The sequence below is a fragment of the Bradyrhizobium sp. A11 genome (assembly GCF_042077125.1).
Lineage (GTDB): Bacteria > Pseudomonadota > Alphaproteobacteria > Rhizobiales > Xanthobacteraceae > Bradyrhizobium > Bradyrhizobium japonicum_B.
The window spans coordinates 6,650,758-6,669,984 of sequence record NZ_CP149509.1 but is presented as its reverse complement, the minus strand read 5'-3'; the positions used below and the strand labels follow the sequence as shown (position 1 = coordinate 6,669,984).

The following is a 19,227-nucleotide window of genomic DNA, read 5'->3' as shown; positions in this document are numbered from 1 at the left end:
CGACAGCAATGCCCCTCTTCAAGAACCTCTCCGCCTATGACGACCGCTCCGCGCGGCTGGCCGGCATTGCGCTCATGGTGCTGTCGATCTTCATGTTCTCGTTCGGCGATGCCATGGGCAAGTTCCTGGTCGGGACTCATTCGGTGGGCCAGCTGCTGTTCCTGCGCGCCTGTGCGGCGCTGCTGCTGCTGTCGCCGCTGATCTGGAAGCAGCGTCACCTGTTCCTCCATCTGGAGCGGCCGGGCCTGCAGCTGTTCCGCGTCGTGCTCTCAACGCTGGAGGTCGCCGCCTTCTTTCTTGCGACCGTCTACCTGCCGCTTGCCGACGTCATCACCTATTATCTCGCCGGCCCGATCTTCGTCACCGCGATGTCGGCGATCTTCTTAGGGGAGAAGGTCGGCTGGCGGCGCTGGACCGCGATCCTGATCGGCTTCTGCGGCGTCCTGATCGCGCTGCGGCCATCGGCCCAGACCGTCAGCCTGCCGGCGTTGATCGCGCTCGGCGGCAGCCTGTCCTTCGCGACGCTGATGCTGATCACGCGCAGCCTGCGCAAGACGCCCGACATCGTGATGGCGTCCACGCAATTCGTCGGCACGTTCTCGCTGGGCGCGGTGCTATCGGCCTTCAACTGGGTGCCGCCGACCGCTGGCAGCCTCGTCATCTTCGCAGCCGCCGGTCTGGTTTCGGTCACCGCGCTGTTCTGCGTCAACCGCTCGCTCAAGCTGGCGCCGGCCAGCGTCGTGGTGCCGTACCAATATTCGATGATCGTCTGGGCCGTGATCTTCGGCTTCGTCGTGTTCGGCGACGTGCCGTCGGTCGCAACCCTCGTCGGCGCCGCGATCATCATCGGCGCCGGGTTCTATATTTATCTGCGCGAGCGCGATCTGGGGCGTCCGAGTGAGGAAGTGAATCCGCCAGCGTAGCTACACTCACAACGTCATCCCGGGCTCGCGGCTTTGCCGCGCCCCGGGATGACAGTTGTGAATGACGCTGCAGCGCGCCTACCGCACCCGTCTTGCGCTGCTCCAGCTCTTCAGCGAGGCCCACACGCCGCGCGACAGGCGGAAGCAATCGACCGGCGTCGAGGAGCCCAGCGCCAGGAATCGATGCAGCTGCACGCCGCTCCATTGGAAGCCGCACTTCTCCAGCACCTTGCGCGAGGCCGGATTGGTGACGCGCGCGCCGGCATGGAGATGCTCGTCCTCGAACTCCTCGAAGAAGAAATCGATCGCGCCGCGCGCCGCCTCGGTGGCAAAGCCGCGGCCCCAATGCTCGACGCCGAGCCAATAGCCGAGTTCGGCATTGCCTGATGTGGAGCAGTCGATGCCGACCATGCCGACCGGGCCGTTATCGTGCTCGATCAGGAACACGGTCTCAGCTCCGAGCGCGGCGGTGGCGCGGATGAACTCGACGGCGTCGTCCTGCGAATAGGGGTGCGGCAGGCGGCGGGTGTTTTCCGCGACGCGGCGGTCGTTGGCGAGCCGGGCGATGGTCCTGACGTCGGCCAGCGTCGGCCGCCGCAAGGTCAGCCGTTCGGTGGCGACGACGCTGGGTCTCGCCTCGGCCAAGGTCACGCTCGAGAAATCCTGCAACATGTCCGGCTCCGTGAAAGTCACTAAGTCAAAGTGAGCAAGTCAAAAGAAAAGGGGAGGCCGGTTTCCCGCCTCCCCTGGAGCCTTCGATCGCTATGATCTGGACTCCGCCGGTTCAGTCGGGACCGGCGGACTCCATTTGATCCACCGTCTATTCAGCAGCCTCTGCGATCGGGAGTACCGATACGAAGGTGCGGCCGTTGGCTTTGGCCTGGAACGCAACACGACCCTCGATCTTGGCGAACAGGGTATGGTCCGTGCCCATGCCGACATTAAGGCCGGGGTGCCAGGTGGTGCCGCGCTGACGCGCAATGATGTTGCCGGGAGTGACGAGCTCCCCGCCGAACGCCTTGATACCGAGGCGCTTGCCCTTGGAATCGCGTCCGTTACGCGATGAACCGCCTGCTTTTTTGTGAGCCATGGCTCGTCTCCGAAATCCTGCGTATGTCTAGGTCAATTCCTTGACGGAATCATTTCAAAACTTCTCACGCCTCAATTCGTGAATGGGCGTGATCGATCTTGCGTTACTCGGCGGCTTCCGCGGCCGGCTCCTTCGCCACCTTCTCCCGCTTCGGACGCGGGCCCTTGGTGGGCTTGGCGCCGTCGGTCAGGATCTCGCTGACGCGCAGAACCGTGATCTCGTCGCGATAGCCGCGCTTGCGGCGCGAATTCTTGCGGCGGCGCTTCTTGAACGCGATGACCTTGGGGCCGCGCTTGTGGTCGAGCACCTCGACCGCAACGGACGCGCCTGCGACCGTGGGAATGCCCAGCACCGGCGTGTCGCCGCCGACCACCAGAACTTCATTCAACTGCACGATCGAGCCGACTTCGCCTTCGATCTTGCCTACTTCGAGAACATCATCCGGCACGACGCGGTATTGCTTGCCGCCGGTTTTGATGACTGCGAACATCGTTCTTTCTCCGTGTTCAATCCCGGCCTCGTGACGGATTGTCCGGGCCGGCTTTTTGTCAGTCGCTACGGGTTTATCTGCGTTTTGTGCGGGTGGGGTTTATCCCCTTGAAAACCCACGCAAAAACAAGCGGCGCGAGAAACGCCCCGCGCCGGCTGTGGGACTTATAGCCGCCATCGGCCGCAAGTCAAGGAAAACCGCGGAAAAAGGCCCGGATTTGAAGGATTTGGCCGGGCTGCCGGCTTTCATGCGAAATTCGGCGACCGTTGCAACAAACCGGTTCCCGCGCCGTTGTCCCGGCCGGAACAGGTAAGCGGGCAAGGGCTCTTCAATGGCAACGGACGAACTGGTCAAGACGACGACGGGCATCGCCCATCACGGCGCCGAGCGGCTGCCGTCGGTGGACATCGACAGCTTCAACATCGAGATCAAGGACGAGGACGGCTTCCTCGGCGACCGCGCCAGCAAGGGCGCGTTCCGCGACATCCTGGACGGCTGGCGCAAGCCGCTGCGAAAGACCGGCGAGGACCCGTTCGGCAAGGTGCCGACGGAGGAGATCAACAAGAAGACGCTGGATGCCATCATGATCGGCGACGACGCCGAGGCCGCGGCGGTGGTGCACAGCGCGATCGAGGATTTCGCCCAGGAGCTCGCTTACGTCACGCGCCGCTTCCTCAAGACCAAGGCCTGGGCCAAGACCGAGCGCATCATCGTCGGCGGCGGTTTCCGCGATTCCCGGCTCGGCGAGCTCGCGATCGCGCGCGCCGAGATCATCCTCAAATCCGACGACTTCAAGATCGACATGATGCCGATCCGCCATCACCCCGATGAAGCCGGCCTGATCGGCGCGCTGCATCTGGCGCCGTCCTGGATCTTCGAGGCCCATGACAGCATCATTGCCGTCGACATCGGCGGCACCAACATCCGCTGCGGCCTGGTGGAAACCGGCTGGAAAAAAGCCAAGGACCTGTCGAAAGCCAAGGTGGTGCATTCCGAGCTGTGGCGCCATGCCGACGATGAGCCGACGCGCGAAGGCGCGGTGAAGCGGCTCACCAAGATGCTGAAGGGGCTGATCACGGAGGCCGATAAGGAAGGCTACAAGCTCGCCCCCTTCATCGGCATCGCCTGTCCCGGCGTGATCAACGCCGACGGCTCGATCGAGAAAGGCGCGCAGAATCTTCCCGGCAATTGGGAGAGCAGCAAGTTCAACCTGCCGGCGAGCCTGCTCGAGGGCATTCCGCAGATCGGCGAGCACGACACCGCCATCCTGATGCACAATGACGGTGTGGTGCAGGGCCTCTCCGAGGTCCCGTTCATGCAGGACGTCGAGCGCTGGGGCGTGCTCACCATCGGCACCGGCCTCGGCAATGCCCGCTTCACCAACCGCCGCAAGGAGAACGGCAAGGACCGGGATTCCACGGACAACGGCAAGAAGAAGGACAAGAAGGGCGACTAGCTGGCGTTTTCGAGCGAAGTCGATGCCGGTTCGCATCAAGAAGACGCGTCCAAACAGAATCGGAAGCCCTCTCGGGCTCCAGAGTAACCTTGACCGGTTAGGTTAAGGACCGGATTGCGTTGCGCACCGGCCGCCGCACGCTAGGGTCGAATCGTCGCCTCGCCTGGCCGGCGAAGCCGCCCTTCACGGCCAGAGTTTCAATGAGCGGCACCGGGACCGCCAGTGTTTACCGCGTCTGGCGGTCCCACCCCGTTTTTCCGACCGGATCGGTGATTCGGCACCCGTGCGCGGCCCGGCCGGCGCGCCGGCTGAGAAGCGGCCCATTTCCCTCAAAGTGCCGCCCAAATCCGCAATTGGCCTTGCCGCCATCGCGACATCCCAGGACGGAGCTGGAAAACCGGTCTGATTTTCGTCTCCCGCGCCTTGTCTGGCCGGCCATCCTCGCCTATTAACGCCCCCAACCACAGGGGCCCTGCCTCTATATATGATATATGGCGCCTTCAGGAGAGGTGGCAGAGTGGTTGAATGCACCGCACTCGAAATGCGGCATAGGTGCAAGCCTATCGGGGGTTCGAATCCCTCCCTCTCCGCCAGCTCTGAAATCCGATCCGGCGCTTTCTTCTCGTAGCCCGCGATGCGCTCTCGTCCGCCAAGCTGCAACAGGCTGCTCGACGGAAGACGGGGCAGAGCCCATGCCGCCGCTTCGAGAAGCGAGCGTTGGTCTCCCCGATGTCTGCGAGCAGAATGGCGGGCGTCGAAGAAGTGGCCGTCATGACGAGCGCCACGCCTTGATGAGCTCGGCGTACCAACCGAACGAAGCCTTCGGTATCCGCCGCAGCGAGACATAGTCCACATAGGCTAGGCCGAACCTGTTGCTGTATCCGGAATCCCATTCGAAATTGTCGAGCAGCGACCAGATGAAATAGCCGCGCAGATCGGCTCCGCTGGAGGCGGCGGCATTCATCGCCTCGATATAGGCCTTCAGGAATTCAATTCGGTCGCCATCGTTCACCGAACCCGTCTGGTCGGGCTCGTCGAAGCTGCCGTATCCGTTTTCGAGGACGTAGATCGGCAGCCCATAACGCGCGTGGACGGACTGGATGGTTTGCCGGAAAGCTTCGGGATCGATCGGCCAGCCGATCGGCGTCAAGGGGGTGCCGGCAGGCTTGTCGCCGAAGTCGTAACCCAGCATCGAATCCGCGCTCTCCTTCACATAGACCGGACTGTAATGGTTCAGTCCAAACCAATCGACCGGACGGCAAATGCGCGCCATATCGCCGGGTTGCATATGCGGCTCGATCGCTGTCCGCATCGACGCAGGATAAGCGCCAACGCATTGCGGATCGGGAAAAATATCATTCCAATACATGCTCAGGCGCGCCGCCGCCGCCGCATCGGCTTCGTTTGCGGTGGAGGGCCGACAGGGCTGCCGATTGTGAATGCATCCGATCGAGGCGCCAGCGACGCTCGCGCGCAGCACGTCGACAGCAGCCCCGTGCGCGAGATTGACGTGGTGGATCATGCGGTGGAGCTCATGTTCGCTTCGGCGATCCCGCTTGCCGAGCGAGCGGCCGAAGAGAGTGAAAATGGACGGCTCGTTGAATGTCGCAAACCGCTTGACCCGGTCGCCAAAGCGCCTGGCGGCCAGAGCCGCGTAGTCGGCGAACCAAGTCGTGGACTCCCGGTTCAGCCAGCCGCCCCGCTCCTCCAGGGCCTGGGGCAGGTCCCAATGATAGAGGCACAGCCATGGCTCGATTCCGGCGGCCAAGAGCGCGTCGATCAAGCGGTCGTAGAATGCAAGGCCAGCCTCGTTGGCGGAGCCCGTCCCTTGCGGCAGCACGCGCGGCCAGGCCACGGAGAACCGGTAAGCCTGCACGCCAAGGGCCTTCATCAGGCCGACATCCTCGCGATAGCGATGATAATGGTCACACGCGACATCGCCGGTATCGTGATTCTTGATGGCACCGCTCTGACAGTAGATATCCCAGACGCTGAGCCCGCGGCCGTCTTCCCGCGTCGCGCCCTCGATCTGGAAGCTCGAGGTGGAAACGCCCCAGATGAAATCCGGGCGCAGGCTCGTGGTGTTCGCCAGTTGCGTTGTCGCCATGAACGACCTGCTTGCTCCAGCCCGCCGTGATTGTCGCGAAATTGGTAATCATGCTGGTTCCGGACGGTATTGAGATAGCTCAACAAGTTCCGGCGCGGCCGTGCAAAGGATTGACATCCCAAGACCGTTGCCGGGGGCCGCAATTGCAGAGAACCAGATGGGGCGGGGTCGTTGACGGCGACCTCAGCGGGAGCGGCTACTTTCGCATCGCCGAGCGCAATGGCGTATTCTGGCTCGTCGATCCGGACGGAGGCCGTTTCCTCTCGAAGGGGGTCAATACGATCCGCTTCGATCAGGAACGCATTGGGGGGAGCGAGCGCGTGCCCTATGCCGAGGCCTGCCGGGCCAAGTATGGCAGCCTGCAGATCTGGCGCACGGCCGTGTCTGACCGGCTGGCAAGCTGGGCCTTCAACACGGTCGGCTGCTGGTCGGACGAGCTCGTTGCCAGTTCCGGATCGCACTTGCTGGCAACCACGCCGATCGCGGAGCTCGGCGCGTCCTTCCGCCTGCACCGGCGCGATCAAGTCTTCCCTGATGTTTTCGATCCCGAATTCTGGGCGCATATCCGTGCGAGCGCCAATAAGCGTTGCCGGCATCGCCGCAATGATCCCGGCTTGCTCGGGACCTTCATCGATAACGAGCTCTACTGGTCACCCGACTGGCGTAACACCGACGAGCTTCTGACGCTGTTCCTGAACCTGCCGTCTCGTCGACCTGGCAGGGACGCCGCTATCGCGGGACTGCAGGCGCGCTATCAGGATTTTGATCAGTTCAATGCGGTCTGGCGCACTCAGGCGCGATCCTGGCAGGAGCTCGGCAGAATCGAACATGTCGCGGCCCCGTTCGTCAGGCTTCGTCCCGGCGTCTTGAACGACGCTCTCGAGACCAAGGCCAATCTAGCAGATCCCTGCCGCGAGGCCTTCTCGGCAGATTGCGATGCCTTCGTGGCTGTCGTGGCTGACAGATATTTCGAACTGTGTGTCTCGGCCATCAAGACGGCCGATCCCAATCATCTCGTGCTCGGATCCCGGTTCGGCTATCAGCCGCCGGCAGGCGTCATCGCGGCTGCCGGCCGCCATCTCGATGTCATTTCCTTCAATTGCTACGAGTTCGACCCCGGCCCGGTCATCGACGCTTACGCTGCCGCCGGGAAGCCATGCCTCATTACTGAATTCTCATTTCGAGGCGACGATGCAGGCTTGCCGAATACGAAGGGAGGGGGCCCCCGGGTGGCGACCCAGACAGAGCGCGCCCGAGCTTTCGAGGGCTACGTTGCGGCGGCGCTCAGCAAGCCGAATGTGGTCGGCTATCACTGGTTCGAGCATGCCGATGAGCCGGCGCAGGGGCGATTTGACGGCGAAGATTCGAATTTCGGAACCGTCACGATCGAGGATCAGGTTTATGAAGAGCTGACGCGGACCATGACCAGGGTGAACGCATCGGCGGAGCGCATTCATGCCGCGGCTGTCCCGGCTCTCATCTAGGCGGTGAACTCATGAAACGGTCCGCGTCACGCATGCGGACTAGGGTCGCTTTCCTCCGTTAGCAGTCAAGTTTGTGCGGCGGCGCCGTTCCATTCGCGCCAATGCGTTGGGGCTCATTCGCGAGCTTATCCAGCTCGGTGATCAACAACGTGGTGATAGCCGTTCGTTTGTCAGGCGTCAGATCATCGCCGTTCAAAAGGCTGATGAAGTGGTCCACATTGGGCGCACCAAAAACCAAAGTTGGCCGGCCTTGGGGAAGCCAGCGGCTTCTGATGATTGTTTCAGCTTACGTGATGCGTCAGTTCGGTTGAGGTAAATCAACGTGCCGGTGCGAAAGCCGGCCAAGCTCAGCCGCCATTTGAGCGCGAAACGAGGTGGGAGAGTGAGTCCCGTCAACAATAGTGTGCGGGCTGCCGCCTGTGCCGGCAAACTCATCGCATTAGGCCTGTGCGTCGCGGTGTTGGGGGCGACGCTTGCATGGGATGGAGCGGGGCATGCGGTCGCCGCCGAGGTCGACGCCGCTGGCGTCACCGCTCCGGTCGGATTTGCAGAGGTCATTGAACGGGTGAGACCGGCAGTCGTGGGCATCCGGGTGAAGACCGAGCCGGGTGACGGCGAGCGGGGGCAGCTGCCGCCGGCCGGATCGCTGTTGGACCGGTTGTTCCGGCAATTCGGTGTGCAGATTCCTTCCGATCCGGCTCCCGGGTCCGACGTCACGGTTGGCGCGGGATTCCTGATCTCCGGTGACGGCTATGTTGTCACGAACGAGCACGTCGTAACCAAGGGCGTCGACATCGAGGTAACGATGGACGACGGAAAGATCTACTCGGCCAAGCTTATCGGCAGCGACCCGCAGACCGATCTCGCGCTGATCAGGATCTCCGCTCCAGGTGACCTGCCTTACGTGCGTTTTGCTGCGGCGGGGCCTCGGATAGGCGACTGGGTGCTTGCGATCGGCGATCCATTCGGGCTCGGCGGCACGGTCACCGCCGGGATCGTTTCGGCCCTCGGCCGCGATATTGGCGGAGAATCCTACAACGATTTCATCCAGATCGATGCTCCGGTCAACAAGGGCAATTCCGGCGGGCCATCGTTCAACGTGAGAGGGGAGGTCATCGGGGTCAACACCGTCATCTACTCGCCGTCGGGCGGATCGGTGGGGGTGGCGTTCGATGTGCCGGCGGAGACGGTGAGATCGGTCGTCCGCCAGCTGCGAGAGAAAGGCTACGTCTCTCGCGGTTGGGTTGGAGTCTACCTTCAAGAGATTTCGACCGGCATTGCCGACGCGCTGAACCTGAGGAGCACCCGGGGTGCTCTCGTTGCGCAGCTCGATGAAGGGCCCGCAGCCAAGCAAGGTGTAGAGCCTGGCGACGTGATTACTTTCGTGAATGATCTCGAGGTGAAAAATCCTCGCGACTTCGCCAGGAGGGTAGCTGAGATCACCCCAGGCACGGTCATCCATCTCCGCATCCTCAGGAATGCGCGGGAGATGTCGATCGAACTGACGGTGGGCGAGCTTCCCCGCGCGAGAGAATTGCCTAAAGACAAGCAAGCGGAGTTGAAGGAACGGGCGGAGCTTGGCCTCACGATCGCGCCAGCCCGTCTTGTCCCAGGTGCCGGGGATACCGGGGTGGTGGTGCTCGAAATCAGGCCGGGCAGCGGCGCGGCAGACGGTGGCCTTCAGGTCGGCGACATCATTATAGGCATCGGGGGACAGCCCATCGTCGCCGGCGCCGACCTCGATAGGATGGTCAACGAGGCCCGTGCACAATCCAGGCGCACGATTCTGGTCCGGATCAAACGTGCCGGCGCGATGAATTTCGTCGCCGTTCCCATCACCTGAGCAAGGCTCGGAGAGGATGAGCCTGCCGGGAAAGGAAGACAATATCCTCCTTGACCGATATCAAGGCGCCGCCATTTGCTTCGGCGACCATACGACTATGGAAGCCAGAACAAAGAGCAGTGCAATCAGCGAACCGGGTGATCGCGCAGCGGATTTGTTGCCGGCAGAGCGTCAGGTGCTGTCGGCGAATAAGGGTTCCCGAAGATGGGTTCGTATCAGCCCCAAGGTCTCTTGGTACGGAAAGATACTCATCGCGGGGGCCCTGCTGATCACCTTCGGATGGCAGCTGTTTCACCTCTTTATCACCCTGATGACCCTGGACTGACGTTAGTCAGGAGGCAAGGCATGCGCCGCAAATTTCACTTTGCACGAGCTTGAGGACAAGCTGGATGAGATCCAGGGCGGGGCGCTCGTTCAGATCAGCCGTCGGCGTTCAGGCCTCTCCTGGATCAAGACGGGAAGTCTGCTGGTTGCACGTCGATGCGATCCGCATGTAGCGACCAATCTCGTATTTCGCGGAGTTCGCAAAATTGTTGCGCTGCCAGAGCCGCGGCTTCAGCAGCGTCCCGTGCGTCAACGTCAATGGTACGTTGGCAAGCTTCGCAGGGTTGCCCCTGATCGCCGAGCACGTCCTTCAGGAAGCGGACGGTGAAGTGGGCCATGGCAAACCCTCCAGACGCGATCAATAGACAAAGGCCGGGGTTTCGAGCAGGTGATCGTTGACGGTTTGCACGCCAGGGACGGCTTCCGCGACCACGCGGATAGCCGTGCGCTCAGCGACTGACGGCGCGAAGCCCCAGAGATCCATCACACCATTCTGGACCGTGGCATTCACATTGAGCGTATGAGCCCAAGGTTGCTTCTTGAGCTCGTCCAAGAACCTTTTCCTGATGGCGGCATCCGGAAGAGATATTTCGAGCTTCGGCCGGGCACTCGCGATAGCCTGAAGCAGATTGGAGCGGCTGACGATCCCGACGAGCTGACCTTCTCTGTTGACGATCGGGACGCGTTTGATCTGCCGCTTCTCAAGCAGCATCGCAATATCGTTCAAGGGCGTCTCGGGCGACGCGGTCACGACGTCTTTGACCATGACGTCTTGTACCTTGGCCGAGTGCGATCTGACGTAATCAGCTGCCTGTTCGGCGTCACCGGTCAACAGGCGCAGCCACCAGGAATAGGAGCGCTCGGTACCGCTCTCCGCCCGGTGCATGAGATCGCCCTCGCTCACAATTCCAAGAAGCTTGTTGTCGGAATCCACTACCGGCACCGCGCTGATCCGGCGTTCCAGCAGGATCTTCGCGACCTGCTGAACGGACGCGTGCGGGCCGACTGTCACGACCGGGGACATCATGATGTCGCGTGCTTGCATAACAGGCTCCTTGTCGGTTCCGTATTGCTGCAACGTGCCAGCTTGGGAATCCTTTGGCTTGATGCTGATCAAAGGGGGCGCTCGACGGAGCGATAGCAATTTGCAGTGTTCACCAAGGAGGCCGAAATGGTCAGGATACCGCATCGGGCAATCGTGTTCGTAGGTGACGGACGGAAAGCATTATTCCTGCGCAACGAAGGGGACGAGAAGTTTCCGCACCTGAAAGCACAAGCGGTGTTTGAGCACGACAATCCGCCGACGCATTCACAAGGAGCAGACCGGCCGGGTCGGGTCAGCAAGGCTTCCCATTCCTCGCACAGGAGTGCCGTGGAGACCACCGATTGGCACGAGCTCGAGGAAAGCCGCTTCGTGAGGCAGGTCGCGGCGGCCGCCGAGCAGCTCATTCGCAGCGAGCAGTCGACACCCCTCATTGTTGTCGCGCCGCCCCGAACCTTGGCAGAGCTTCGCTCCGCCTTTCATGACGATGTCAAACGGCGGATTATCGGCGAACTCGACAAGGATCTCACCAAGCATCCGGTCGACGAAATCGAGAGGCATCTCCAGGGATAGGAGGTGGGCCCGTTGATGCGGCCAGCTGCGGTCCAGGGTTTGATCCTGCTCAACGGGTGAGTTACCCGCCGAGCGATAAAGAAGAAGGCGCGCATTTCCGGAGGAACCTCATGTCAATCGCCAGCGTCATGGTTTACGTCGACACCGATCAGCAGGAAGCGGGACAAGTCGCCGTCGCGGATAGTGTCGCCTCGAGGTTCGAGGCCTCGATTCTGGGTGTGTCCGCTATGGCCGTGCAGCCTCCGTTCGTGGCGGAAGGCGTCATCATTGAACAGGCCACCGAGGACGACATCAGGCGCATGCGAAATGCTCTTGCGGAAAAGGAGGTTTGGTTCAGGAGAGTTGTGCGTTCGACGAGCGAGAAGGTCGAATGGCGCTGGGCGATCGAGAATCCGACCGACTTCGTGATTGAGCAGGCGAGGGCGGCAGATCTCGTCGTCGTCAAACGCAGACCGCCTAACGCCGGTCCTTCTCACTTCTTCGACCCGGCAGAAGCCATGCTGCGCATGGGGCGCCCGACTCTATCGGTACCCGACGGCGTGACGGAATTGTCCGGAGACCAGATCGTGGTTGGTTGGAAGGATACGCGCGAGGCGCGCCGCGCCGTTCGGGACGCAATGCCGTTCCTGACTCGCGCTTCAAAAGTCACCATAACCGAAATATGCACCTCGGACGAACAGGACGCGGCACGCCGCCGCGTGCGGGATGTCGCCGATTATCTCAAGAAACATGGAGCCAATTGCGAGCACGAAATCCGGGTGCATACGGCAGAGGCCGATGCCGGGTATCTCATTCGCCTTGCCGAGGACGTTCGTGCCGATCTCATTGTTGCAGGGGGCTACGGCCATAGCAGATTGGGTGAATGGATCTTCGGAGGCATGACGCTCGGTCTCCTGCGAGACGCCAGGATCTGCGTCCTCATGTCTCACTAGGCGGCAAAATGCGGCTTTGACGGAGTGGAGCAATGAAAGCGGCAGATGTGATGCGAACCCGGTTCGCAACAATAAGACCAGGTGCGCCGCTGCTTGACGCTATCCATCTCTTGCTCGAAACCAATCAGCGCGGCCTGCCGGTGGTGGACGAGGTAGGGTCTCTGGTCGGCATCATTTCCGAGGGGGATTTCCTCCACAGACGCGAGTTGGGAGTGGAGTTCCCTGAGGGGTTTTGGCTCGAATGGCTGCTCGGAAAAGACGAGGGTCAGCTCGCCCGAGAGCGGACGAGCGGGCTTCGAGTCGCCGCCGTCATGAGTCGTCACCCCGTCTGCGTCGATGAAGAAGCCTCGATGGAGGAGGTTGTCAAACAGATGGACATCTACGAGATCTCCCAGGTGTTGGTCCTGCGTGACAAGAAGCTTGTCGGCGTTCTCGGCCGTACACAGCTGCTCGTAGCTCTTGAGGAACGGTTGAGACGATCGAGATAGGAGCCGGAAAGTCCTCAGGGAGTTCGGAGACAAGGTCGCACAGGCGTCGATGCCGCTGAGGGATGCGCCAATAGCGAATATCCGGCCCTTCGTGGGTAGAATCCTATGATCAGGCCCAAGCGATGATTGTGGCGATCCAACGAGTCGCGGAATCGGACTAACCCGCAGCCTTCAGGTCCTCCGGTGATTCCACGGCGTATCCGGAATACGTATCGACGAAGCAAAGGTGGTCGTGGACTTCCTTGACGCCATTGGTGTTCTCGGCCGCGACAATGGCCGCCCGTCGAGCCTCATCGGTGGTGATGAGCCCGTGCAGATGGACGACCCCCTGCCGGGCAGTGACCCTGAAGCCTATGGGGCGCCAGTCCGTGGCTTCGACAGCCCTGGTGATGCGTTCGCGGATGTGCTCGTCGTCGGCGGTCGGGTCCGGGATTTCGTGAGCAAGGCTCGCCATGGCTTGCAGCAGATTGCTTCTCGTGACGATTCCGACCGCGCTTCTTGCCGCGCATCACGGGAACTCGCTTGATGTCATGCTTTTCCATCAGGGCGACGATATCCGACAAGGACGTCTCTTCCTGAACCGTGATAACGTCCCGCGTCATGACGTCCGCGACCTTTCGGCCGCGCTCGTGAATGAACTCTGCGGCCGCTCGCCCCGGTCCCATGAAGAAGGTCAACCAGACGGCATGGCGACGCCCAGTGCCGATCTCGCTGCGACGCAAGAAGTCGCTTTCCGAAACCATGCCGACCAAGTTGCCAGCGTCGTCGATGACGGGCAGCCCGCTGATGTGCATCCGAAGCATGATCTTCGCGGCTTCCTCGATCGTCGTGTGCGGGGTTACGGCGACGACGTCTCTCGTCATGACATGAATTGCGTGCATTTCCTCGTCCTCGGAAGGCTGATGAAACGGTAAGGCGCCGGAATCGGCGCGAGACGGCGACAACGACCGCCTCGCGCCAGCGGGGCCGTCACGCGGCTTTCACATTGATCGTCTTGGCCGGCTTTTGGGCTTCCTCGGTTTTGGGCAGCGTAACCTTGAGCACGCCGTTCTTGAAGGTCGCCTCGATCTTGTCGGCGTTGACGCCGTCGGGCAGCGCGAAGTAGCGCTCGAAGGAGCCATACCGGCGCTCGGATACGTAATAGTCCTTGTTCTTCTCTTCGGTCTCTTCCTTCTTCTCGCCGCGGATGGTGAGACCGCCGTTAGCGAGCTTGACCTCGATGTTCTTCTCGTCGAGGCCGGGAAGTTCCGCGGTAATCTCGTAAGCCTTGTCGCTCTCGGCGACATCGACGGCCGGCGCGTTGAAGGTCTTCGGCAGGTCACGCTCAAGCCGTGCGAGCGACCGGAACGGCCGGTTCCAGAACCCGTTGCCGAAATCGTCGAAGATCTGATCGATTTCGTTTCTCAGCGCCTGAAACGGCTGCCAAGTCTCGCCGGCAGCGGCGGGCGCGGTGGACGTCTTGGTGACAGGTAGCTTGGTTTCGGTTGCCATGATCGCCTACTCCATTGAGGTTTGACCATCCGGTCGCCGGAAAGATAGGCCGAGCCATCGGGCTTTGATTGATCCTCCTCAAATGCAAAAGCGGTGCAGGAAAAATTTGATATCTACGCATCGGGCCATTTTGGCAGCCACTGATCGCCACGTTTCACGTAGCAGCGCTTCACGGCGGCCCATGCGGTTCGATGCGCGATTTCCTCCTGACGAAGGTCCCCCGCGTGTGAAGCAAAGGAATGGTTGAACGCTTCGCGGTAGATGTCGAGGGCATGAGGTGGCAGGTGGTGCCGCACGCCCGATGGAAGCTCCATGTTCGAACGGTAGGGCATCCCGATGTCTCCTGTTCGAAGGGCTGAAGCGGAGAGCCGCTGCGGCTACATCGCCAGATCGTGTTCCGGTAACCGCTCGCGCTTCGGCTCCGGAATTTCCGTCATCGTCGCCTCGGTCAGAAGCAGGACGCTGGCCACGGAGACGGCGTTTTCCAGTGCGATCCGCACCACCTTTACAGGGTCGACAATGCCGGCTTCCACCAGATCGACATACACCTTACGGGCGGCGTCGAAACCGAGATTGCCTTCACTGCTGAGCATCCGCGCGACCACGACGCCGCCGTCCGTAGCGGAGTTTTCGGCGATCTGGCGCGCCGGCGCTTCGAGCGCGCGCCTCAGGATCTGCACGCCAGTGCGCTCGTCCCCCTCGCAAGCCGCTTCTTCCTTGGCCACGGCTGCCACTGTTCGAAGCAGCGCAAGTCCGCCGCCAGGCACGATGCCCTCCGCAACGGCTGCTTTGGTCGAGCTGATGGCGTCGTCGAGCGCCTCCTTCTTCGCCTTCATCTCGGCCTCGGTCGGCGCCCCGACCCGGATCACCGCGACGCCGCCGGACAGCTTCGCGAGGCGTTCCTCGAGCTTCTCCCGGTCGTAGTCGCTGGTGGTCTTCTCGATCTCGACGCGGATCTGCGCCAGCCGTGCGTCGATGCGCGAACGGTCGCCGCCGCTTCCGATCAGGGTGGTGTTCTCCTTGTCGGCAACCACACGCGCAGCGCGGCCGAGCTGTTGCAGGGTGGCGTTTTCCAGCTTCAGGCCGATCTCCTCCGAGATCACCTGCGCGCCGGTCAGAATTGCGATGTCTTCCAGCATGGCCTTGCGCCGATCGCCGAACCCCGGCGCCTTGACCGCGCACGCCTTGAGCACGCCGCGAAGCTGATTGACGATAAGCGTCGCCAGAGCCTCGCCTTCGATGTCTTCGGCGATGATCAGGAGCGACCGGCCGCTCTTGGCCACCTGCTCGAGCAGGGGCACGAGGTCGCGCAATGCGCCGATCTTGTGGTCGCAGAGCAGAACGTAGGGATCCTGCAGCACCGATTCCATCCGGTCTGCATCCGTGACGAAATAGGGGGAGAGGAAGCCACGATCGAATTTCATGCCTTCGACGACGTCCAGGAGCGTCTCCGTCGTCTTGGACTCCTCGACCGAGATCACGCCGTCGCCGCCGACCTTCTCGATCGCGTCGGCGACCAGTTCGCCGATCGACGTATCGTTATGGGCCGAAATCGTCGCGACTTGCGCCTTTTCGGCCCTGGTCTTCACCGGCTTTGCCATCTCGCGCAACGCCGCGATGGCAGCCTGCGTCCCTCGGTCCAGGCCACGCTTCAGGTCGATCGCACTCGCGCCGGCGACGACGTTGCGGACGCCGTCCGACAGGATGGCCTGCGCCAGGATTGTCGAGGTGCTGGTGCCGTCGCCGACGACGTCGCCCGTTTTCTCGGCGGCCTGGCGAAGCACCTGGGCGCCAAGATTCTCTTCGGCATCCTTGAGATCGAACTCCTTCGCGATGGTGACGCCATCGTTGCAGACGATCGGCGCCCCCCATCCTTTCTGGATCAGAACGGATTTCGATTTCGGGCCGAGCGTGACCCGCACCGCATCCGCGAGCAGGGAGGCGCCGCGCAAAACTTTCTCGCGGGCCGCTGAATGGAACAGAACTTGTTTGTGTGCCATTGAAATGCCCTCGGGCGTGCCGACGTTGCCGATATTTCGTCGTCAGTGTGTACGACCGTGCTTCGTCGGGAGTTGATCCTGGTCAACAGGATGTCGATGCCGATGTCACGGCCTCCAGCCGTATCGGCCACCTCGTTGACCTGAATCCTGAGCGGGCCGGCCGGTCAAAAGTCGCGAAAGCAGATTATTGCGACGGCCATCATGTTCGCGGGAGACATGCTGCCTGCTGTGCTGCAGTTTTTTTCACCATATCGGCAAAGCTCACCCCGATCGCTCCGCCAGCACCGCTCGCGCCGTCGCCACGAACGCCTGCGCCGCCGGCGACAGGGTTCGGCCCTGCCGCTGCAGCACGGACACCGGTCGCGTGATGGCCGGGCGCACCAATGGCCTTGCGATCAGGGTCGGAAACTGGTCGGCCGGCAGCATCGTCGCGGGCAGGATGGCGAAACCCAGGCCCTGGGCCGTCATGGCGAGCGCGGTGTTGATCAGCGTCACTTCATAGGTTGGCGACAGACGCTTGCCCTGTGCGCCCAGCGCCTGATCGATCTGCATCCGGATCCGTGTCTCGCGCCGCATCGCGATCGTCGGCAGCTGCGCCAGCTCGTCCCATGTGAGGGAACGCCGCGCGGCGAACTCGGTGGTGCGGCGGCCGATCGCGCTCAAGCGTCCGCGCGTCAGCGTCTCGATCGTCATCTCCGCGAACTCGCCTTCCACGCTGCCGATCGCGAATTCCGCGTCGGTTGCGATCAGGCGCGGCACGAGATCGTCGGCAGCGACATCGCGCATGTCGATCTCGATGTCGGGATGGCTAGCGCGGAATGTCGCGAGCACCAGGGGCAGCAGCGCCGATGCGGCGCCGGCTGACGCGACGAACGCGACGCGGCCGGCGCGCGCTTGCGCGAGGTCGTGCATGCGCCGCGACAAGCCCAGCGCATCGCTCAGCATCCGTTCGGCGGCGTGAAATGCCTCATGGGCGGCCAGCGTCGGTTGCACCGACCGCGTGGAGCGGTCGAACAGCCTGACGCCGAGCTGGCCCTCGAGCTGCTGGATCAACAGGCTCGCTGCCGATTGCGTGATCCCGAGCTCGCGCGCCGCCCGCGTGATGCTGCGGGTGCGGTACACGCCGGCGAAGGTCCGCAGCTGCCGCAAGGTGATATTCATAGGCAAAATTCATGAGTTGATGAGTTCTTTCTGTCTTATCTCATAAACGACCCTGCAATAAAGTGCATGTTGCGCGGACGACGAAACCGCAGCTGCCCAGGGGGATGAAACGAGCATGAAGACACAGGTGCTGGTCGTGGGCGCCGGGCCCGTGGGTTTGACCGCGGCCATGGACCTGGCTTCGCGCGGGATCGACGTCGTGATCGCCGAGACCCGCCATGCCGGCGATCCGCCCAGCGTCAAATGCAACCACGTCTCGGCGCGCTCGATGGAGATCTTCCGAAGGCTCGGCGTCGCCGCCAAGCTGCGCGAGGCGGGACTTCCGGCGGACTTTCCCAACGACTGCTCCTATCGGACCACGGCGACCGGCATCGAGCTCTGCCGCATCGATATTCCCTCGCGCGCGCGTCGCTACAGCGCAACCGGCGGTCCCGATACCTGGTGGCCGACGCCCGAGCCGCCGCACCGGATCAACCAGGTCTATCTCGAGCCGATCCTGTTCGATCATGCCGCCGCGCAGCCGCGCATCACCATGCTCGCGCGCACGGAAGTCGTGTCGATCGAGCAGTATGACGATCATGCGGTCGTGCTGGCGCGCGACCTCGACAGCGGAAGCCTGCTGCGCATCGACGCCGGCTTCGTGATCGGGTGCGACGGCAGCCGCTCGCTGGTTCGCAAGTCGATCGGAGCCAGCCTGTCCGGCACGCCGGTGATCCAGCGCGTGCAATCGACCTTCATCGAGGCGCCGCAGCTCAAGGAGCTGATGGGCGCGCACAAGCCGGCCTGGATGGTGCTCTCGCTCAACCCGCGGCGCTCCGGCACCACCGTTGCCATCGACGGTCACGACCGCTGGCTGATCCACAATCACCTCAAGCCCGACGAGCCCGAATTCGACTCGGTCGATCGCGACTGGTCGATCCGCGCCATCCTCGGCGTCGACGAGCGCTTTGAATATCGTGTGCTCAGCAAGGAGGACTGGGTCGGGCGGCGCCTGGTGGCCGATCGCTTCCGCGATCGCAGGGTCTTCATCTGCGGCGACGCCGCGCATCTGTGGATGCCCTATGCGGGCTACGGCATGAATGCGGGCATCGCCGACGCCGTCGATCTCTGCTGGCAATTGGCGGCGCATCTGAACGGCTGGGCGCCGGCGTCGATCCTCGATGCTTATGAAGCGGAGCGCCAGCCCATCACCGAGCAGGTCTCGCGCTTTGCGATGGACCACGCCATGAAGATGATGGCGCAGCGCGGCGGCGTCTCGGCGGAGATCGAGGACGACACGCCGCGCGGCCAGGCGGCGCGCGCCGCGCTGGCGAAGGCGGCCTACGATCTCAACGTGCAGCAATATTGCTGCGCAGGATTGAATTTCGGCTACTATTACGATGCCTCGCCGATCATCGCCTATGACGGCGAGACGCCGCCGGCCTACACGATGGGAAGCTTCACGCCTTGCACCGTGCCGGGCGCCCGCGCGCCGCATCTGTTCCTGCGCGACGGACGATCGCTCTACGACGCCTTCGGGGTCGGCTACACCTTGCTGCGGCTCGACCCTGCGATCGACGTGGCGGCGCTGAGATCCGCAGCCGAGACACGTGGCATGCCGCTGGCCCTGGTCGACGTCGCGCCGGATGAGGCAAACGGGGCCTATGCCGAAAAGCTGGTGCTGGTGCGGCCCGACCAGCACATCGCCTGGCGTGGGCAGGCTGCGCCCGAAGATGCGCCGGGCTTGCTGGCGCGGCTCACCGGCGCGGCGGCGTAAAGACGATCAAGCTGCCGGCCTGACGACGGACGCCAGGCGGCTCACACAAAAACGCATCGAGGAGGAG

At 62.7% G+C, this 19,227-nt stretch carries 19 protein-coding genes, 1 tRNA gene and 1 pseudogene; 10 read left to right on the top strand and 11 right to left on the bottom strand.

Annotation, left to right across the window (positions count from 1 at the left end):
- Positions 1-8: 8 nt before the first annotated feature.
- Complete coding sequence (locus tag WI560_RS31330) at positions 9-923, top strand: DMT family transporter (RefSeq protein WP_375306250.1); 915 nt, start codon at positions 9-11, stop codon at positions 921-923.
- A gap of 78 nt (positions 924-1,001) precedes the next feature.
- Here WI560_RS31330 and WI560_RS31325 read toward each other — a convergent pair whose 3' ends face one another.
- The 3 genes from WI560_RS31325 to rplU all read right to left on the bottom strand — a co-directional run bounded on the left by WI560_RS31325 (position 1,002) and on the right by rplU (position 2,503).
- Positions 1,002-1,595 carry a GNAT family N-acetyltransferase gene (locus WI560_RS31325; RefSeq protein ID WP_375306249.1) on the bottom strand — a complete coding sequence of 198 codons (594 nt, stop codon included), beginning with the start codon at positions 1,593-1,595 and terminating at the stop codon, positions 1,002-1,004.
- A 148-nt stretch (positions 1,596-1,743) separates the two neighbouring features.
- On the bottom strand, positions 1,744-2,013 hold the full coding sequence (rpmA, locus tag WI560_RS31320) for a 50S ribosomal protein L27 (protein ID WP_028133240.1): 270 nt from the start codon (positions 2,011-2,013) through the stop codon (positions 1,744-1,746).
- A 103-nt stretch (positions 2,014-2,116) separates the two neighbouring features.
- Positions 2,117-2,503: a 50S ribosomal protein L21 gene (gene rplU / locus WI560_RS31315; RefSeq protein WP_028133239.1), complete on the bottom strand. Its 387-nt coding sequence runs from the start codon at positions 2,501-2,503 to the stop codon at positions 2,117-2,119.
- A gap of 331 nt (positions 2,504-2,834) precedes the next feature.
- Here rplU and WI560_RS31310 point away from each other — a divergent pair, with 331 nt between their 5' ends.
- Positions 2,835-3,959 (top strand): ROK family protein, encoded by a 1,125-nt coding sequence (locus WI560_RS31310; protein WP_375306248.1) that lies wholly within the window; start codon positions 2,835-2,837, stop codon positions 3,957-3,959.
- 503 nt (positions 3,960-4,462) lie between these two features.
- Positions 4,463-4,552, top strand: a tRNA-Ser gene (locus tag WI560_RS31305).
- A 176-nt stretch (positions 4,553-4,728) separates the two neighbouring features.
- Here WI560_RS31305 and WI560_RS31300 read toward each other — a convergent pair.
- The gene (locus tag WI560_RS31300; RefSeq protein ID WP_375306247.1) at positions 4,729-6,066 is read right to left on the bottom strand and encodes a GH1 family beta-glucosidase; all 1,338 of its coding nucleotides are present in this window, start codon (positions 6,064-6,066) and stop codon (positions 4,729-4,731) included.
- Between the two features lie 143 nt (positions 6,067-6,209).
- On the opposite strand from WI560_RS31300, the gene WI560_RS31295 reads away from it, so the two are divergent.
- From WI560_RS31295 to WI560_RS31285, 3 genes are all read left to right on the top strand, one after another.
- Positions 6,210-7,550, top strand: a complete 1,341-nt coding sequence (locus tag WI560_RS31295) for an agarase (RefSeq protein ID WP_375308959.1) — start codon at positions 6,210-6,212, stop codon at positions 7,548-7,550.
- A 382-nt stretch (positions 7,551-7,932) separates the two neighbouring features.
- Entirely contained in the window at positions 7,933-9,393 is a 1,461-nt protein-coding gene (locus WI560_RS31290) for a trypsin-like peptidase domain-containing protein (RefSeq protein ID WP_375306246.1), read from the top strand.
- Positions 9,394-9,409: 16 nt separating this feature from the next.
- On the top strand, positions 9,410-9,718 hold the full coding sequence (locus WI560_RS31285; protein WP_375306245.1) for a hypothetical protein: 309 nt from the start codon (positions 9,410-9,412) through the stop codon (positions 9,716-9,718).
- Between the two features lie 124 nt (positions 9,719-9,842).
- Here WI560_RS31285 and WI560_RS31280 read toward each other — a convergent pair whose 3' ends face one another.
- Together WI560_RS31280 and WI560_RS31275 are read right to left on the bottom strand one after the other, a co-directional pair.
- Positions 9,843-10,055, bottom strand: coding sequence for a hypothetical protein (locus WI560_RS31280; protein ID WP_080672208.1), 213 nt, complete (start codon positions 10,053-10,055; stop codon positions 9,843-9,845).
- Positions 10,056-10,075: 20 nt separating this feature from the next.
- Positions 10,076-10,762: a CBS domain-containing protein gene (locus WI560_RS31275; RefSeq protein ID WP_375308958.1), complete on the bottom strand. Its 687-nt coding sequence runs from the start codon at positions 10,760-10,762 to the stop codon at positions 10,076-10,078.
- A gap of 126 nt (positions 10,763-10,888) precedes the next feature.
- Here WI560_RS31275 and WI560_RS31270 point away from each other — a divergent pair, with 126 nt between their 5' ends.
- The 3 genes from WI560_RS31270 (at position 10,889) to WI560_RS31260 (ending at position 12,752) form a co-directional block, all read left to right on the top strand.
- Positions 10,889-11,332, top strand: a complete 444-nt coding sequence (locus tag WI560_RS31270; RefSeq protein ID WP_375308957.1) for a host attachment protein — start codon at positions 10,889-10,891, stop codon at positions 11,330-11,332.
- Between the two features lie 110 nt (positions 11,333-11,442).
- Positions 11,443-12,264, top strand: coding sequence for a universal stress protein (locus WI560_RS31265; RefSeq protein ID WP_375306244.1), 822 nt, complete (start codon positions 11,443-11,445; stop codon positions 12,262-12,264).
- 32 nt (positions 12,265-12,296) lie between these two features.
- Positions 12,297-12,752 carry a CBS domain-containing protein gene (locus WI560_RS31260; RefSeq protein WP_375306243.1) on the top strand — a complete coding sequence of 152 codons (456 nt, stop codon included), beginning with the start codon at positions 12,297-12,299 and terminating at the stop codon, positions 12,750-12,752.
- A 157-nt stretch (positions 12,753-12,909) separates the two neighbouring features.
- On the opposite strand, the pseudogene WI560_RS31255 reads toward WI560_RS31260, so the two are convergent.
- The 5 genes and pseudogenes from WI560_RS31255 to WI560_RS31235 form a co-directional block, all read right to left on the bottom strand.
- Positions 12,910-13,633 (bottom strand): annotated as a pseudogene (locus tag WI560_RS31255) (CBS domain-containing protein).
- An 88-nt stretch (positions 13,634-13,721) separates the two neighbouring features.
- Positions 13,722-14,243 carry an Hsp20/alpha crystallin family protein gene (locus tag WI560_RS31250; protein WP_375306242.1) on the bottom strand — a complete coding sequence of 174 codons (522 nt, stop codon included), beginning with the start codon at positions 14,241-14,243 and terminating at the stop codon, positions 13,722-13,724.
- 113 nt (positions 14,244-14,356) lie between these two features.
- The gene (locus tag WI560_RS31245) at positions 14,357-14,575 is read right to left on the bottom strand and encodes a ChaB family protein (protein WP_375306241.1); all 219 of its coding nucleotides are present in this window, start codon (positions 14,573-14,575) and stop codon (positions 14,357-14,359) included.
- A gap of 45 nt (positions 14,576-14,620) precedes the next feature.
- Positions 14,621-16,243 carry a chaperonin GroEL gene (gene groL, locus WI560_RS31240; RefSeq protein ID WP_375306240.1) on the bottom strand — a complete coding sequence of 541 codons (1,623 nt, stop codon included), beginning with the start codon at positions 16,241-16,243 and terminating at the stop codon, positions 14,621-14,623.
- Between the two features lie 261 nt (positions 16,244-16,504).
- On the bottom strand, positions 16,505-17,404 hold the full coding sequence (locus WI560_RS31235) for a LysR family transcriptional regulator (RefSeq protein ID WP_375306239.1): 900 nt from the start codon (positions 17,402-17,404) through the stop codon (positions 16,505-16,507).
- A gap of 115 nt (positions 17,405-17,519) precedes the next feature.
- On the opposite strand from WI560_RS31235, the gene WI560_RS31230 reads away from it, so the two are divergent.
- A complete protein-coding gene (locus WI560_RS31230) occupies positions 17,520-19,160 on the top strand; it encodes an FAD-dependent oxidoreductase (protein ID WP_375306238.1) in 1,641 nt (546 codons plus the stop codon).
- Positions 19,161-19,227: the final 67 nt, after the last annotated feature.